This window comes from Saccharothrix mutabilis subsp. mutabilis, from assembly GCF_039521145.1.
Lineage (GTDB): Bacteria > Actinomycetota > Actinomycetes > Mycobacteriales > Pseudonocardiaceae > Actinosynnema > Actinosynnema mutabilis.
The window spans coordinates 113,420-128,798 of the sequence record NZ_BAAABU010000018.1 but is presented as its reverse complement, the minus strand read 5'-3'; the positions used below and the strand labels follow the sequence as shown (position 1 = coordinate 128,798).

The 15,379-nt window shown below is 73.8% G+C and carries 16 protein-coding genes; 11 read left to right on the top strand and 5 right to left on the bottom strand.

The window, feature by feature from the left end; genetic code table 11:
* Positions 1–49 precede the first annotated feature (49 nt).
* Positions 50–268: a DUF1918 domain-containing protein gene (locus ABD126_RS29210; protein ID WP_343937191.1), complete on the bottom strand. Its 219-nt coding sequence runs from the start codon at positions 266–268 to the stop codon at positions 50–52.
* 198 nt (positions 269–466) lie between these two features.
* On the opposite strand from ABD126_RS29210, the gene ABD126_RS29205 reads away from it, so the two are divergent.
* The 9 genes from ABD126_RS29205 (at position 467) to ABD126_RS29165 (ending at position 7,528) form a co-directional block, all read left to right on the top strand.
* The gene (locus ABD126_RS29205) at positions 467–1,060 is read left to right on the top strand and encodes a hypothetical protein (protein ID WP_343937190.1); all 594 of its coding nucleotides are present in this window, start codon (positions 467–469) and stop codon (positions 1,058–1,060) included.
* 43 nt (positions 1,061–1,103) lie between these two features.
* Positions 1,104–1,760, top strand: coding sequence for a LiaF transmembrane domain-containing protein (locus tag ABD126_RS29200; protein ID WP_343937189.1), 657 nt, complete (start codon positions 1,104–1,106; stop codon positions 1,758–1,760).
* Between the two features lie 18 nt (positions 1,761–1,778).
* Positions 1,779–2,039: a dsRBD fold-containing protein gene (locus ABD126_RS29195; RefSeq protein ID WP_343937217.1), complete on the top strand. Its 261-nt coding sequence runs from the start codon at positions 1,779–1,781 to the stop codon at positions 2,037–2,039.
* A gap of 32 nt (positions 2,040–2,071) precedes the next feature.
* Entirely contained in the window at positions 2,072–3,223 is a 1,152-nt protein-coding gene (locus tag ABD126_RS29190; RefSeq protein WP_343937188.1) for a site-2 protease family protein, read from the top strand.
* A 155-nt stretch (positions 3,224–3,378) separates the two neighbouring features.
* Positions 3,379–3,927, top strand: a complete 549-nt coding sequence (locus ABD126_RS29185) for a hypothetical protein (protein ID WP_343937187.1) — start codon at positions 3,379–3,381, stop codon at positions 3,925–3,927.
* A 3-nt stretch (positions 3,928–3,930) separates the two neighbouring features.
* Positions 3,931–4,401, top strand: a complete 471-nt coding sequence (locus ABD126_RS29180; RefSeq protein ID WP_343937186.1) for a universal stress protein — start codon at positions 3,931–3,933, stop codon at positions 4,399–4,401.
* On the top strand, positions 4,349–5,287 hold the full coding sequence (locus ABD126_RS29175) for an ABC transporter ATP-binding protein (RefSeq protein ID WP_343937185.1): 939 nt from the start codon (positions 4,349–4,351) through the stop codon (positions 5,285–5,287). Before ABD126_RS29180 ends, ABD126_RS29175 begins: the two co-directional genes overlap by 53 nt.
* A gap of 4 nt (positions 5,288–5,291) precedes the next feature.
* Positions 5,292–6,452 (top strand): ABC transporter permease, encoded by a 1,161-nt coding sequence (locus tag ABD126_RS29170; RefSeq protein WP_343937184.1) that lies wholly within the window; start codon positions 5,292–5,294, stop codon positions 6,450–6,452.
* Entirely contained in the window at positions 6,449–7,528 is a 1,080-nt protein-coding gene (locus ABD126_RS29165; RefSeq protein ID WP_343937183.1) for an ABC transporter permease, read from the top strand. Before ABD126_RS29170 ends, ABD126_RS29165 begins: the two co-directional genes overlap by 4 nt.
* A 6-nt stretch (positions 7,529–7,534) precedes the next feature.
* Here the strand turns inward: ABD126_RS29165 and ABD126_RS29160 are convergent, their stop codons facing one another.
* Positions 7,535–7,894, bottom strand: coding sequence for a DUF5655 domain-containing protein (locus ABD126_RS29160; protein ID WP_343937182.1), 360 nt, complete (start codon positions 7,892–7,894; stop codon positions 7,535–7,537).
* A gap of 130 nt (positions 7,895–8,024) precedes the next feature.
* Here ABD126_RS29160 and ABD126_RS29155 point away from each other — a divergent pair, with 130 nt between their 5' ends.
* Positions 8,025–9,419 carry a wax ester/triacylglycerol synthase domain-containing protein gene (locus tag ABD126_RS29155; RefSeq protein WP_343937181.1) on the top strand — a complete coding sequence of 465 codons (1,395 nt, stop codon included), beginning with the start codon at positions 8,025–8,027 and terminating at the stop codon, positions 9,417–9,419.
* Between the two features lie 295 nt (positions 9,420–9,714).
* Here ABD126_RS29155 and ABD126_RS29150 read toward each other — a convergent pair whose 3' ends face one another.
* Both ABD126_RS29150 and ABD126_RS29145 read right to left on the bottom strand, forming a co-directional pair.
* The gene (locus ABD126_RS29150) at positions 9,715–10,467 is read right to left on the bottom strand and encodes an ANTAR domain-containing protein (RefSeq protein WP_343937180.1); all 753 of its coding nucleotides are present in this window, start codon (positions 10,465–10,467) and stop codon (positions 9,715–9,717) included.
* A gap of 22 nt (positions 10,468–10,489) precedes the next feature.
* On the bottom strand, positions 10,490–11,176 hold the full coding sequence (locus ABD126_RS29145; RefSeq protein ID WP_343937179.1) for a hypothetical protein: 687 nt from the start codon (positions 11,174–11,176) through the stop codon (positions 10,490–10,492).
* A 210-nt stretch (positions 11,177–11,386) separates the two neighbouring features.
* Here ABD126_RS29145 and ABD126_RS29140 point away from each other — a divergent pair, with 210 nt between their 5' ends.
* A complete protein-coding gene (locus tag ABD126_RS29140; RefSeq protein WP_343937178.1) occupies positions 11,387–12,106 on the top strand; it encodes a hypothetical protein in 720 nt (239 codons plus the stop codon).
* Here ABD126_RS29140 and ABD126_RS29135 read toward each other — a convergent pair whose 3' ends face one another.
* A complete protein-coding gene (locus ABD126_RS29135) occupies positions 12,107–14,893 on the bottom strand; it encodes an NACHT domain-containing protein (protein ID WP_343937177.1) in 2,787 nt (928 codons plus the stop codon).
* Between the last annotated feature and the right edge of the window lie 486 nt (positions 14,894–15,379).

Genomic DNA, 15,379 nt, shown 5'->3' with positions numbered 1-15,379 from the left:
GGTCACTGTAGCGACACGCGGCGACCCGGCAAGCCGACGGCGCCCGCGCTCAGGACGCCGCGGCGATCCTGCGCGCCTCCTCGGCGGCGGTGACGACGTGGGCGTCCGGGCCCGGGAACACCAGGGTCGTGGTGCCGGTGTCCAGCCAGTGCACCACGTAGGGCGGCGTGCCGTCGGGGTGCCGCACCTCCACCACCTGCCCGCGCCGGGTCGGCACACCCAGCACCGCGCCTTCCACCACGATCCAGTCGCCCACGTCCGCCTTCATCACGCACCTCACCCGTTTCCGCTGGTAACGGCGACGGTAGGCGGCCCCCCGCGGCGCTTCGCCGGTCATTGGTCCCCTGTTCGCGGGGCCCTTCGGTGGTCCCGGGACCAAGGACCCGGTGGTGCCGGCACCGCCGACCCTGTCGAACGGCCGCCGTCCGCGCGACCGTCGGGGTGAGCCCTCACGGAGGTGATCACCATGACGTCCACCGCCCCGGTGCCGCTGCTGGTCGACCGGTTCGCCGCGCCGTCGGACTTCACGCGCACCGCGCACGTGCTGGTCGACGCGCCGCCGGCGACGGTGTTCCGGGCGGTGCGCGCGCTGGACCTCGCGCAGCTGCGCCACCCGGTGCTCGACGCGGCCAAGGCCGTGCGCCGCCTGCCCGCCCGGCTGCGCGGGCGCAAGCACCGCCGGCCGAGCCGGCGCACCATCGCCGACCTCACCGCGGGCACGGACTGGGTGCTGCTCGGCGAACGGCCCGACACCGAGGTCGTGTTCGGCGCGGTCGGCCGGTTCTGGCGGCCGGTCGTGGAGCTGCGGGAGGTGGAGGGGCGGGACTTCGCCGACTTCGCCGAACCCGGTTACGGCAAGGTGGTCTGCTCCCTCGCGGTCAGCCCGTACGGCGGGCGGCGCAGCGTGCTGACCTACGAGCTGCGCGTGGCCCTGGACGACCCGGAGTCGTGGGTGCGGTTCCGCCGGTACTGGCGGGTCGCGCGGCCGTTCCTGGGGTTGATGGAACGGGTGGTGCTGCGCGCGGTCAAGCAGGCCGCCGAGCGGGACGCCGTCCGCTGACAGTCCACACGCGACAGACGTGTGCCCGAGAGGAGTGTGAGCCGTGAAACCCGTGCGGTTGTGGATAGGAATCGTGTTGGTGGCCCTGGGCCTGTTCGGCGTGCTGGACGCGCTGGACGTGCTGGCCGCGGGCGACGTGCTCGGCTGGTGGCCGCTGGCCGTGGTCGGGCTGGGCGTGGTGACCATGCTCGCGCAGCGCCACGTGTCCCTCGGCCCGGTCGTGGTGGCCGCGATCGGGCTGGTGCTGCTGGCCGACACGCGGGACTGGGCGTCGGGCGGCCTGTGGTGGCCGGTCGTGCTGGTCCTGGTGGGCGGCGCGATCCTGACCGGTCTGCTGCGCCACCGCAGCACCGACCACCGCGACGAGAGCACGACCCCGGTGGTGCTGTTCGGCGGCACCAAGGTGCGCAACCGGTCCGAGCACCTGACCCACGCCGACGTGTCGGCGGTGTTCGGCGGGGCGACGCTGGACCTGCGCGGCGCGCACATCGACCGCGAGGCCGACGTGGACGCGCTGGCGCTGTTCGGCGGCGTCCAGGTGCTCGTGCCCGAGGGCTGGCGGGTGGCGCTCAGCGGCCTGCCCGTCTTCGGCGGCTACGACGACAACACCGTCCAGCACCCCGACCCCGACGCCCCGCTGCTGCGGGTCAACGCGACGGCCGTCTTCGGCGGCGTCGAAGTGCGCAACGAACCCAAGTAGGAGGACACCGTGGACATCATGAAGACCTGGTACGTCGAGATCCACCTCGACGAGCACGACGGCCGCACCCGGGCCAAGGCGAAGCTGAAGACCCGCGACGGCACCCACCTGACCGGCATCGGCCTGGCGCGGCTGAACCCGACCGACACCGACGTCCCCGAGATCGGCGACGAGCTCGCGGCGGCCCGCGCACTGGCCGACCTGGCCCACGCGCTGCTCAACGCGACCGCCGACGACATCGAGGCCCTGACCCACAAACCCGCGCAGGTCCACTTCTGACCGGACCTGTCGCCCAACCCCGGAGGTGCACCGTGAAGGGCCGCATCCCGTTGGGCCGGTGGGCCGGCGTGCCGGTCGGCGCGCACTGGTCGGTGCTGCTGGCGGTCGCGCTGGTGGCGCAGGCCGTGGCGGCGTCGGTGCTGCCGGCCGCCGCGCCGGGGCGCCCCTTGGCGGTGTACTGGGTGGTCGGCGTGGTGGTGGCCGTGGCGTTCTTCGCGTCGTTGGCGGCGCACGAGTTGGCGCACACGGTCGTCGCCCGCCGCCACGGCGTCGGGGTGCGGCGGATCGACCTGTGGCTGCTGGGCGGCGTGTCCCAGCTGACGTCCCGGCCGCCGACCCCGCGCGCGGACTTCCTGATCTCGGTCGCGGGACCGGCGACGAGCGCGGCGGTGGCGGTCGGCGCGGCCGGCGTGGCGGTGCTCGTGGACGCCGTCGGCGGCGGGGTGCTCGCGACGACGGCCGCGCTGTGGCTGGCGTTCACCAACGGCGTCCTCGCGGTGTTCAACCTCGTGCCCGCCGCGCCGTTGGACGGCGGACGGGTGCTGCGGGCGGCGGTGTGGTGGCGGACCGGGTCGCGGGCGCGGGGTGAGCGGGCGGCGACGGACGCGGGACGCGGCTTCGGTTTCCTGCTGCTCGCGGCCGGGGTGGCGCTGGTGGTGACCGGTGCCGCCGCCGGCGTGTGGTGGCTGCTGATGGGCGCGTTCGTGCTCGCCGCCGCCGGGGCGGAACGCCAGTACGCCGTGGTGCGCGAGGCGCTGGGCGAGTTGCCGGTCCGCGACGCCATGCGGCCGGACCCGGCGGTGGCCCCCGGGTGGTGGACGGTTCAGGGGTTCTTGGAGCGGCGCGCGCCGGTCGTGCGGCAACGCGTCTTCCCGGTCGTGTCGTTCGACGGCGTCCCGGTGGGCGTGACCAGCCTGGCGGAACTGACCGAACTGCCCGAACAACAACGCCTGACCACCCGGGTGGCCGACGTCTGCCGCCCGTTGACCGCGACCGCGGGTCCCGACGAGCCCCTGGCCGAGGTCCTGACCCGCGTCCCCCTGGCCCGGCCGCGCGACGTCGTGGTGGTGCTGCGGGACGGCCGCGTGCTGGGCCTGGTCACGGCCGAGGACGTCGACCGCGCGGTGGAGCTGGCGCGAGCCGGCGCTTCCGCGTCCACTCAGGACTCCTGGAGCCGGTCGTGACCCCCCGCTCCGCCGACGCGCCCGCCGCCGACCCGGGGTCCCGCCGCGGCAGGGACTTTCGTGCCCCCGCGGCAGGCCCTCGGTCTCTGCTCCCCGAACCGCCACGCGAGGAGTGTTCACCCCGACAGCGACAGACAGAACCCTGGGAGCGAGAAATGACCGCGATCGCCAAAGCACCCGTCCACACCGACACCGGAGCCAAGGCGCTGGCCGTGCTCCGGATCGCCACCGGCTTCGTCTTCCTGTGGGCGTTCTTCGACAAGGCCTTCGGCTTCGGCTACGCCACCAAGCCCGCCAACGCGTGGTTCAACGGCGGCTCGCCGACCAAGGGGTTCCTCAGCCGCGTGAACGTCGGGCCGTTCGAGTCGGTGTTCCACGACTGGGCGGGCGCGTTCTGGGCGGACCTGCTGTTCATGGCCGGGTTGTTCGGCATCGGCGTCGCCGTCGTGCTCGGGATCGGGCTGCGGGTCGCCGCGGTGTCCGGCACGCTCATGATGCTGATGATGTGGGCCGCCGAGTGGCCGCTCGCGCAGATGAACTCGGCGGGCGAACCGACCATGTCCACCAACCCCGTCGTGGACTACCACGTCGTCTACGCCCTCGCCCTGATCGCCGTCGCCTGGACGAGCGCCGGCGACACCTGGGGCCTGGGCCGCGCGTGGGCCGCCATCCCGCAGGTCCGCGACAACGCCTGGCTGCGGTGAGCGATGAACAAGCCGACGATCGTCGTGGGTGTCGACGGGTCGCCCGCGAGCACCGCGGCGCTGGCCTGGGCGGTGCGCCACGCGCGCACCACCGGGGCCCGCGTGCACGCCGTGTCCGTGTGCCGGGTCCGGCCGCCGGCGCCCGGCGCGGACGGGCCGGACGCGTTCCTGGCCCTGCACCAACGTGAACTGCGCACCGCCCTCGACCAGGTGGACACCACCGGCGTCGAGGTCGTCGAGTCCGTGCCCAACGGCAGCGCCGGGCCCGTGCTGGTGGAACTGTCCGCCGGCGCGCACAACCTGGTCCTGGGCGGCCACGGGTACCGCAGGGAAGGGGTGACGGTCATCAGCCCGGTCACCTCCTACTGCCTGCGGCACGCCGCCTGCCCCGTCGTCGTGGTTCCGGCCGGAGGAGGTGCAGATGGGCTCGCGGACGGTGCTCGAATGTCGGGGACTGCGCAAGAGTTTCGGTGACGTCCGGGCCGTGGACGACGTCTCGTTCGAGATCACCGCGGGCGAGACCTACGGCCTGCTGGGCCCCAACGGCGCCGGGAAGACCACCACCATCTCGATGGTCGTGGGCATCCTGGCGCCCGACGCCGGCGCCGTCCTGGTCGACGGCGCGCCACCCTCGACGGCGGCGGCCAAGCGGCGCATCGGGTACGTGCCGCAGGAGCTGGCCCTCTACCCGGACCTCACCGGCCGGGAGAACCTCCGGTTCTTCGCCCGCCTCTACGGGCTGTCGGGCCGCGCGGCGGCCAAGCGGGTCGACCACGTGCTCGACGTGGTCGGCCTGGCCGACCGCGCGGGCGACCTGGCCCGCGAGTACTCCGGCGGCATGAAGCGCAGGCTCAACGCGGGCATCGGGCTGCTGCACGAGCCGCTGCTGCTCGTCCTGGACGAGCCGACCGCCGGCGTGGACCCGCAGAGCCGCAACGCCATCATGGACAACGTCCGCGAACTGGCCGCCACCGGCATGGCGATCCTCTACACCACGCACTACATGGAAGAAGCGGAACGGCTGTGCGACCGGGTCGGCGTGATCGACGCGGGCCGGCTGGTCGCCGAGGGCACGCGGCGCGACCTGGTCGCCCGCGTCGGCGAGCGCAGCCGCATCTCCTTGGTGGTGCAGGGCGACCCGGAGGCGGCCCGCCGGCTCGCGGAGGGGCTGCCCGAGGTCCGGTCGGCCGCCACGCACGACGACCGGCTCGACCTCGTGGTGGACGACCCGCGCGCGTGCCTGCCGGCCGTGCTGGCGAGCGTCGGGCGGGACGGGGTCGTGGTGCGGTCGGTGGAGGTCGCCGAACCGGACCTGGAAGCGGTGTTCCTGCACCTGACCGGCAAAGCGCTGCGGGGGTGAGGTCGTGCGCCACGTGCTGCTCATCGCCGCCAAGGACCTGCGCCAACGCGCCCGGGACCGCTCGATGTTCCTGTTCGCCCTGCTGCTGCCGCTGGGGCTGACGTTCCTGATGAACTTCCTGCTCAGCGGGGTCGACGGGGCCACGCCGTTCCACTACGCCGTGGTGGACGACGACCGCGGGCCCGTCGCGGCGTCCTTCGTGGACGACGTCCTGCCGGCCGCCGGGGAGGTGGTGGACTTCCGGGTCGTCCCGACGGCCGAGGAGGCCCGCCGGCTGGTCGCCGACGGCGAGGTGGCGGCGGCGTTCCTGGTGCCCGCCGGGTTCACCGACGCGGTGGTGTCCGGGCGCGCCGCCGCCGTCGAGGTGGTCGGGAGCGCGGACGCGCCGCTGGGCACGCAGGTCGCCCGGTCGCTCGCGCGGTCGTTCACCGACCGGCTGACCTCGGTGCGGGTCGCGGTGGCCGCGTCCGTGCACGGCGGGTCGGCGCTGGACCCGGCCGAACTCGCCCGCCGCGCGGCGCAACTGCCCGTGCCGCCGCCGGTCGCCGAGGACGGCGTGGGGCGGCGGCAGCTGGACATGACCACGTACTACGCGGCGGGCATGGCCGTGTTCTTCCTGTTCTTCACCGTGCAGTTCGGGGTGACCAGCCTGCTGGACGAACGGCGTGAGGGCACGTTGCCGCGGCTGCTGGCCGCCCCGCTGCGCCCGGCGTCGGTGCTGTTGGCGAAGCTGTTGACCAGCGCCGTGATCGGGGTCGTGAGCATGGCGGTGCTCGTCGTGGCCACGACCCTGGGCATCGGCGCGCGGTGGGGGCACCCGCTCGGGGTGGCGCTGCTGGTCGTGGCGGGGGTGCTCGCGGCGACCGGGGTGGTGGCGGTGGTGGCGGTGCTGGCCCGCACCGCCGACCAGGCCGGTGGCTGGCAGGCGGCCGTGGCGGTCACCCTCGGCGCGCTGGGCGGGACGTTCTTCCCCGTCGCGCAGGTCGGGGGCGCGTTGGCGGCGGCGTCGTACGTCTCGCCGCACCGGTGGTTCCTGCACGGGCTGTCCGAACTGGCCTCCGGCGAGGTGGTCGCGGTGCTGCCGGCGGTCGGCGCGTTGTGCGCGTTCGCCGCGGTCGGCGTGGGGTTGGCGTTGTCGTTGACGCGGAAGGCGGTGCGGCCGTGAAGGTCCTGGTGATCGCGGGCACGGAGCTGCGGCGCGTGCTGCGCGACCGCGTGGGGCTGTTCTTCCTGTTCGTGCTGCCGTTCCTGCTGGTGCTGGTGATGGGCGCGACGTTCGGCGGCTCGATCGTGCCCAAGCTCGGGGTCGTGGGCGGTGGCGCCGTGGTCGAGGAGTTGCGCGGCGAACCCGGCGTGCGGGTCGTGCCGTTCGCGTCGGAGGCGGAGGTGCGCACGGCGGTCGAGCGCGGCGAGGTGAGCGCCGGGCTGGTGCTGTCCGGGCCGCGGTTCCTGGCCCGGCCGGACGCGTACGGGCAGCAGGTGCGCCTGGCGATCCAGGGGGTTCTCGCCCGGGACGCCCAGCGGCGCGAGGTCGTGGCGTTCGTCGCGGAGCAGACCGGCGCGGACCCCGCGACCGCGGCGACCGTCGTGGAGTCGGTCGCGGTCGAGCCGGTCACCGTGACGTCCTCCGGCGGGGCGCGGACGACGGGGCTGTTCGACACGGGGGCGGCGAACCAGTTGCTGCTGTTCGTGTTCCTGACCGCGCTGACCAGTTCGGCGGCCCTGGTGGAGACGCGCCGGCTCGGGGTGTCCCGGCGGATGATCGCCACGCCGACCACGGCGGGCGCCGTCGTGCTGGGCGAGGGGTTGGGGCGGGTGGCCGTCGCGGCCGTGCAGGGCGTGGCCATCGTCGCCGGCACGTGGCTGCTGTTCGGTGTGCGGTGGGGCGACCCGGTGGCGGTGGCCCTGGTGGTGGCGGCGTTCGCGCTGGTCGCGGGGGCGGCGGGGATGCTGATCGGTTCCGTGCTGCGCAGCGAGCAGCAGGTGGGCGGCATCGGGGTCTTGATGGGCCTGGGTTTCGCGGCCCTGGGCGGGGTGATGGTGCCGCTGGAGCTGTTCGGCGACACCATGCGCACGGTGGCCCTGTTCACGCCGCACGCGTGGGCCGGACAGGCGCTCTCGGCGCTGTCCCGGGGCGGCGGCGTGCCCGAGGTCCTGCTCCCGCTGGGCGTGCTCACCGCCTACGCCGCCGTGCTGTTCGCCGTCGGCTCATGGCTGCTGCGCCGCTCGTTGACCCGGTGACCGCGCTCACCCGGCCCGGTCGTACGCCTCGCGCAGCCACCGCCGCACCTCGTCGTCGACCTCGGCCGGGTCACGCACCTCCAGGTGGTGCATCCACTGCCCGGCAGCCGGCTGGACGACTTCCTTGAACCGCGGCGAGGGGTCCCGCCGGCCGAGGGCGAAGGACACCACCACCTCCGCCGCGGGTTTCGCCAGGTACTTCCCGGGCAGCCACACGTAGGCGAACCCGCGCCGCCGCCGCAACGCCACCTGGCTGCGCGACACCCGCACCTCGGCCTCCCCGAACCCGGCGACCACGCGGCGGACGCGCTCGAACACGTCCGCCGCGAACGGGTGCCCCGCGAAGTACTCGTCCGTCGTGCCCATCGCCCCACTCCCCTGGTGAACGCCCCCCGTCCCGCCAATGGTCCGTGCCAGGCAGTGACCTTCGCACCTGCTGCCCCGAGGCGCCCGGTGACACGGTGGTCATAGGCGACCTCCGGCGAAGGCGAACCCCATGACCGCGACCACCCGGCACCTGGGCGTGCTGGACACCGCGTTCCTCGACGTCGAGGACGCCGACCCGCACGTTTCCCTGGCCATCGGCTCGGTGCTGGTGCTGGACGGACCGCCACCCGATCACGCCGAGTTCGTCGCCCGGGTCGGCCCGCGACTGCTGTCCCTGCCCGGCGCGACGGCGACCGTCCGACGCGGGCCGCTCGGCGCGCCCGAACTGGTCGAGGACCACCGTTCCAGCCTCGACCACCACGTCCGGCGGGTCGCCGCCACCGCGCCCGGCGACGACGCGGCGCTGCACGACCTCGTCGCCTCGATCATGGAACAGCGCCTGGACCGGGACCACCCGCTGTGGGAGTGCTGGGTGGTCGAAGGACTCGCGGGCGACCGGTGGGCGGTGGTGTTGAAGGTCCACCACTGCCTGGTCGACGGTGTCGGCGGCGTGGACCTGCTGACCGCGTTGTGCACCGACCAGCTCACCACCAGCCCGAGGGGCGTGCGGCCTTCCACGCCATCGCCGCTGCGTGCCGCCCGACGCGTCGTGCGCGGTGCGGCGGAACTGATCGGCGCGGCCGTGCCGGTGGCGACCTCGTCGCTCATCGGACCGATCGGCGCGCGCCGCCGGTACCGGGTGGTCCGGGCGTCCCTGCCGGAGGTGGCCGCCGCCGGGCGCGCTTTCGGCGCCACCGTGAACGACGTGGTCCTCACCGCCGTGAGCGCCGGCTTGCGCGCCCTCCTCCTCGCTCGCGGCGAGCCGCCCTACGCCCGCGCGGTGCGCGCCCTGGTGCCGGTGTCGGTCCGGGACGAGCGGACCGGCCTGGGCGGCAACGCGATCTCCGTGCGACTGCCGTTCCTGCCGATCCACATCACCGACCCGCTGGAAGCGCTGGACAAGGTCCACCGCGCCATGCGCCACCGCCGGGGAACCGGCGAGTCCGATGCCGGACAGGCGTTCCTGGCCTTGGCACGACACGCGTGCCCACGCCTGCTGTCGTCCGGCGTGCGGCTGGGCGCGCGTCTCCCCCAGCGCAGCATCACGACCGTGACCACGAACGTGCCAGGACCACGCCACGAGCTGTCGCTGGCCGGACGCGCCGTCGCGGAAATCCTGCCCTACGTCCCCCTGGCCCTGGACCTGCGCACCGGCATCGCCGCCCTGACCTACCAGAACCACCTGACCATAGGCATCACCGGCGACCGGACCACCACCCCGGACCTGGACGTCCTGGCCACCAACATCGACCACGAACTCCACCGCCTCACCACCCTCGCAACCCCACCCCGGCAGCCGAAGGCGATCAGGACGGGAACCGCACCGGCGAACGGAGACCCAGGGCGTCGACTCAGGACAACGACCTCCCAACGCCCGTCCGACGTCAGCACGAGCGGCTCCTGAGAGCCACAGGAAGGGCCTCGGTTCGTTCCCCGTACGGCCTGGGCGCAGCCCAACCACGCTTGGGGGTTCTTGGCAACCACGCTCCACCGGTTGCCAAGAACCCCCAAGGGTGGTTGCCTCCGGCAGGCCGTACGGGGAACGAACCGACGCCCTTCCACCCCCGGGGGCCTGCCGCGCGGCGAGCGCCGCCTTTCAGCTTTTCCGCTTTTCGCTTTCCGCTTTCCGCTTTCCGCTTTCCGCTTTCAACTCTTTCGCTCGCCTATAGCGAGCCACACAACCGGTACGGAGAACAGCGTCACCCCGGCCGGCCGTCGGGATCCGCCCCGAAGCTGAACACCAGCTTCCGCGCCAACACGTCCGCCGCCACGTCGGCCAACCGCGTGCCGGTCAGGTAAGCGTGCGCCCGCATCCGCACGAAAGCCGTCGACGGGCTCGCGCCCAATTGCGCCGCCACCACACCGGTCGCCTGGTGCACCGCCACCCACCGCGCCTCCATGGCGTCCACCGCCGGGTCCACCCCGGGCACCGTCGGCCCGGAACCGACGAACACCCGCAACGCCGCGTCCGCCAGCAACAGCCCGTCCACCACCAGTTCCGAACCGGGCTCGACAGGACCGCGGTGGAACACCTCCAGGCACCCCACCACCACCGCGCCCATCACCACCGGGAACGCCGAGACCGTGCCCGCCCCGCAGGACACCGCGAACGGCGCGAACACCGGCCAGCGCGCCAAGCCGTCCCGCGAGGTCAGGTCCCGGGCCAGGACGGGGCACTCGGTGTCCAGCGCCTCCAGCGCCGGCCCTTCGCCCAGGGTGATCTCGGCCTCGCTGAGCCGGTCGGCGCCGGGACCGGTCAGCGCCGCCGGTTCGCAGCGGCCGTCGGTGGTGAGGTGGTAGACGACGACGTCCTCGGCGTCGAGGACCTTGCCGGCCACCGCGCACACGTGCCGTTGGGCGATCCCCACGCCGTCCTGCACCGCGAGGTCGTGGATGCGGCTCCACAGACCCGCTCTCCACTCGTCGGCCGAATGCGATTCGTCCTGTGCCATGGCCCATCCACGGTCGCACGAACTAGGCAGATCCGTTCAAGTGCACCGCCGCCCAGATTACGGACCCGCCCGACCACGTCCCCGACCACCCGCAGCGCACCACCGGGCCTGCCGCCGCGATGCGCCCCACCTCGGCCAGGCCGCACGGCACGGGCTCGTCGTCGCCCACCACGACCACCAGCAGGCCGGGACGCCAGTCGAACGCGATCGTGGGCCGCACGGCGTCGTGCAGCAGGGCCACCATCCGCCACGCCACCCGCCCCGCCATCGCGGCCACGTCGCCCCTCCCCCGCGCCCAGCACGCCTTCTCGGCGGCCTCGCACGCGAACCCGGCCGCATACGACCGCGGAACGGCCAACAACGCCATCGGAGGCGGCCGGGAGCGGTCCACGGCGGCCACCGCCGCGGCGACGCTCACGTGGCGCGGCAAGCCCCACTGGTGGGTGTCCTCCGCCCCGGCGAGCAGGATCGGGGTGCCCGGCCAGTCGGCGACCTGCGCCCGGACCGCCAGCGCCGCCGCCGCCGCGGTCGGCGGCACGGCCGCGAAGGCGGTCAGGTCCACCACCACCGCGGTCGGGCAGGTGACCGCCGTCCGCAGCACCGCGTCGCGCACCAGGACGTGGTCGCGGAATTCCATCCCGCCGGAGAAGCTCACGACGCAGACGCCGCCCTCACCGGCCAGTTCCACGTGGAGAGGACTCGCGCACACGGCTCCTCCATCTCCCGGACGGACCCGGCCGCCCGAGTCCCCGTCGGGGCGTTCATCGGCACCACCGTCCACATTAGGAGCACCGGGTCGCGGCGCGGCGGTGAACTTCGGTGTGGGGGCAGGCCATTCGGGCGATACCGCCGGACCGGCGCGGCCCCCCGCTCCCATCCGCGCTACCAATGGCAGAAACCCACTCCCCCGAGGACGGCCATGACCGGTTCCAGGCTCAAGGCCACGCCGCACGGCGACGCGATCGTGGTGTCGCCCCACGGACGACTCGACCCGTCCACCTACACCGCGCTCCGCGAGGAGCTGCTCAAGCACGTCGCCGAAGGACCCTCGGCGGTGATCGTCGTCCTGGGACCGAACCTCGACGTGGTCAGCGACCCGTTGACGAGCGTGTTCGCCACCGTGTGGCTGCGCACCAACCCGTGGTCGGGCACGCCGCTGATCCTGGTCGCCACCACCGGGGCGCAGCGCCGCCTGGTCGTCCGCACCGGCCTGAGCCGCTTCCTGCCCTGCTACGACCGCCTGGACGCCGCGCTGGACGCCACGACCGCGCTCCCCGAACGCCGCCGCGACGAGGCGCGGCTCACCGCCGACAACGAAGCCGCGCCCCTGGCGCAGGACTTCACGCGCCGCACGTGCGCCGCCTGGCAGTTGCCCGACGTCGTCCCGCACGCCGTCCCGGTCGCCGGTCACCTCGCCGAGACCATGCCGCGAGCGAGGGGCGTGACGCTGGTGGTGACCGCCGAACTGTTCCCCAGCCGCCTCACCCTCGCCACCCGGCACCGGGGCGGCCCGCCACGCCGGACCACGACCAGCCCGGACCTCGCCCGCGTGCGGCGGCTCACGGTGGCGTGCGGCAGCCTGCCGACGTTCGGCGACGGCCCGCTGCTGTGGGCGTCCCTCCTGGTCCGCCCCCGCTGATCAACCCAACACGCGCACCATGTCGATCAACGGCCGGTCGCGTGACTCGGCGATCTTCGCCGCCAGTTCCCGGGTGGCCGGCGGCTCCGCCGGGTCCTCGGCGATGCGTTCCAGCGCCGCGACGCACGCTTCGGGCGCGACCTGGGCCATCCGTTGCAGCGCCTCGCCGCGCACGTCCCGCTGCCCGACGAACCGCACCAACCACTCGACCGCCATCTCCTCGAACCCGTCGAGCTGGGCCAACCCCCACGCCGCCCACGTGCGCGCCGTGTCGTCGACGGCCGGGTCCTCCAGGAACCGGACCAGCGACACGGCCCCTTCGGCTTCGCACGACTCGATCGTCGCGAGGTACCACGCCGCCGCCACGCGGTCGTCGTCGGTCGGGAACCCGTCGGCGAAGGCGGTGAGCAGCGCCGCCGCGGCCGGCACCTCGCTCGGTATCGTCGCCAACGCCCGCGCGGCGGCGATCCGGTCGCCGGGCTTCCAGCCCTCCGTGCCCGCGAACCGGTTGAGCCACGTGACGGCGCAGTGCCGGTGGCTCTCGATCCGCGCCAACGCCTGGGCGGCCTTCGTGCGCTCGTCGGGTTCGAGCAGCGCGTGGGCGGCGAACAGGTGCAGCCACCGCGCGGCTTCCTCCTCGTGCTCCTCCAACGCGCCCAGGTAGTTCGCGGCTTCGATGCGGTCCCAGATCCGCTCGCCGTCGTCTGCCACGAACCGGGCCAGCACGGCCGCGCCGTCCTCCCGGTGGCCCTCGAACAACGACAGCCACGCCGCCGCGTACACCACGGTGTCGATCGGGTCGTACACCGAGCGGTGCTCGATCAGGTGACGCAGCCGCCGGATCAGCGGGTCCGCCGGTATCGCGGTCCGCAGGTGCGTCGCCTGGATGACCAGGAAGTGGATCGTCCGGATGCTGCCGTGCTCGGCCACCGCCGCCAGTCGCCGCTCGGTCTCACCGGCGGAATCCTCGTTGAGGAGCAGTTGGTCCAGGACGAACCCGAGGTAGGACGCCTCCGGCGAGGGGTACCGCGCCGATTCCATGTCCCCTCGAAGGGACGGCATCAACGCCTTGACCATGCGTGCGCGCCGAGCCGGGTCGCGGGTGACGTGGAGCGCGGCGTGGTACTCCAGGAACGTCTGGTGGGCGAAGCGCAGGCCGCCCGCGCCGCGCACCAGCAGGCCGGTGAGCCGGAGCAGGTCCTCCAGGAACGCCTCCCACCACTCCGGACGGATCTTGCGGGGTCTGCGGACCGACCGGTGCTTGCCCACCACCTCGACCAGCGGACCGGAGGGGTCGCCGCGCCAGTGGTGCGCGAGCAGGTCGACCAGTTCGGGCACCGCCTCGTGGGCCTGGCGCGCGGCGGTCGCGGTGTCCGCGCGCTCCTTCGGGCTCTGGACGCGGTCCACGAGTCGCGCGACCAACTCCTCGTGGCTGTCGGCGACCCGCTTGTGCTGGTTGTTGTCGTAGACCAGGTCGGTGAACGCCTCGTACAGCGCGGTGCGGCCCACGGGCAGCCGCCGGTCCGGCGCCGCGAGGTACAGGCGGCACAGCATGAACGCCATCAAGGGCGTTCCGGCCGGCTCCGCCAGCGAGGCCGCCTCCACGGCGTGCGCGAACAACTCGGCGTGCCGGGCGGCTTCGGTCGCCTCCCACCGGACGGCGAAGCACTTCTCGGCGTAGGCGCGCAGGTCGTCGGTGGTGAACGGCAGCAACTCGTGGTGCGGCGTCCGCTTGCCGAGGATCTCCAGTTCCCGGTCGTGCAGCGGACGGGTCGCGACGACGAACTGGTACAGCTGTGGCGCGTGGGTGGCGGCGTTGGCCACCTTCTCCAGCACGGCACGACGTTGCCCGGCGTCGGCCACCTCGTCCAGGTCGTCCACGAGGACCTGCCACCGCGCGCCCGGCCACGGACTCCGCCGGAAGCGTTCCGCCGGCAGCCCGGGGTCGGGCGCGTTCCGGCTCAGCCTGGCGGTCGCTTGGGCCAGCGCCTCGGCGATCGGCGTCCCGTCGTCCACCAACGCCCGCGCGCTGACCCACACCGGAACCACGCCGCCCGCACCGTCCACACCGCCTGCACCGTCCACGCCGCCGGTGCCGTCCAGCAGTTGGGCCGCCACGTCCCGCAACCGCATCCGCAGAGCCGTGGACTTCCCGCCACCCGGAGCGGCGACGACGACGCACACCCGTTCCGCCCGGCCGATCACCGCCTCGAACGGCTCGACCCCCGTGGCGTTCTCGCCGGCGGACTGCCGGCTGCGCTGCCGCACGTAGATGTCCGGCAGCGCGGGCGCGTCCTCCGGGTCGTAGGTGTGCTCCTCGGCGGCCCGGTGCGCGGCACTCAGGTAAGCGCGCAACCCCTCGTCCAAGGCGGCCCCACCGGCGACCGCCGGATACGGACGGTCGGGCAGCGAAACCCAAGCCCGTTCACGAACCTCCTTCACCGCCACCTCGACCGGCCGGAACGTCGCCGAGTCGACGGCCGCCGACTGCCGCACGACCTCCTGGAAGATCGACTCGGACACGATCATCGCCACCACACCGGACGACCCCGCAAGGGCGACCTTCAGCGGCACGGCGTCAAGGAGGCGGAACGCGGTGGTCAGCGACGTCGAGGTGACACCGTGCTCGTCAAAGGCAACCTCCCCGGCGTGCACCGCCACCCGCAACCGCACCCGCGCGGCCTCCTGGCTGTGTTCGTTGTGCCGCCCCACCGCCCGCGCCAACGCGCCAGGCAGCACCTCCACCAGCGGCCCCTTCGGGTACTCGGGCGGAACCAAAACGAACACGCCGTCACCACGATCCTCGTGATGACACCGGTCCCACGGCACACCCGCCGCCGCCAACCCCTCCCGAACGACGTCGTACAACACCGCCCGCGTCCGCAACTGGTGCGGCAACGTCCGAGCAGCCGCACCGAACCCCTCGACGTCAACGAGAACCATCGCACGATGAACCGCGTGCCGAACCGTCCCCACCATCCCGAACCCTCCGGCGCGCCGGTGCCGCAAAGCCGGATTTCTAGCAACACAACCCTCCGGTGGCAAACACTCCCGCGGACGCCGTATTCCTGCGGACGCCGTTCGTCCTCCGCCGTCGGCATCGGCGGCGCGGCCGTCGGGTCCGCCACCGGCACGGCGGTCGCCGCCATCGCCGCGAACAGCGCCACCACCGGCACCACCACCACGACCGGCCTGGGCGGTGTCGTGACCACCAAGATGATCCTGGCCGGCACGCTGATCGCCGCCACGACCGCCGGCGTCGGCGGGTACGCC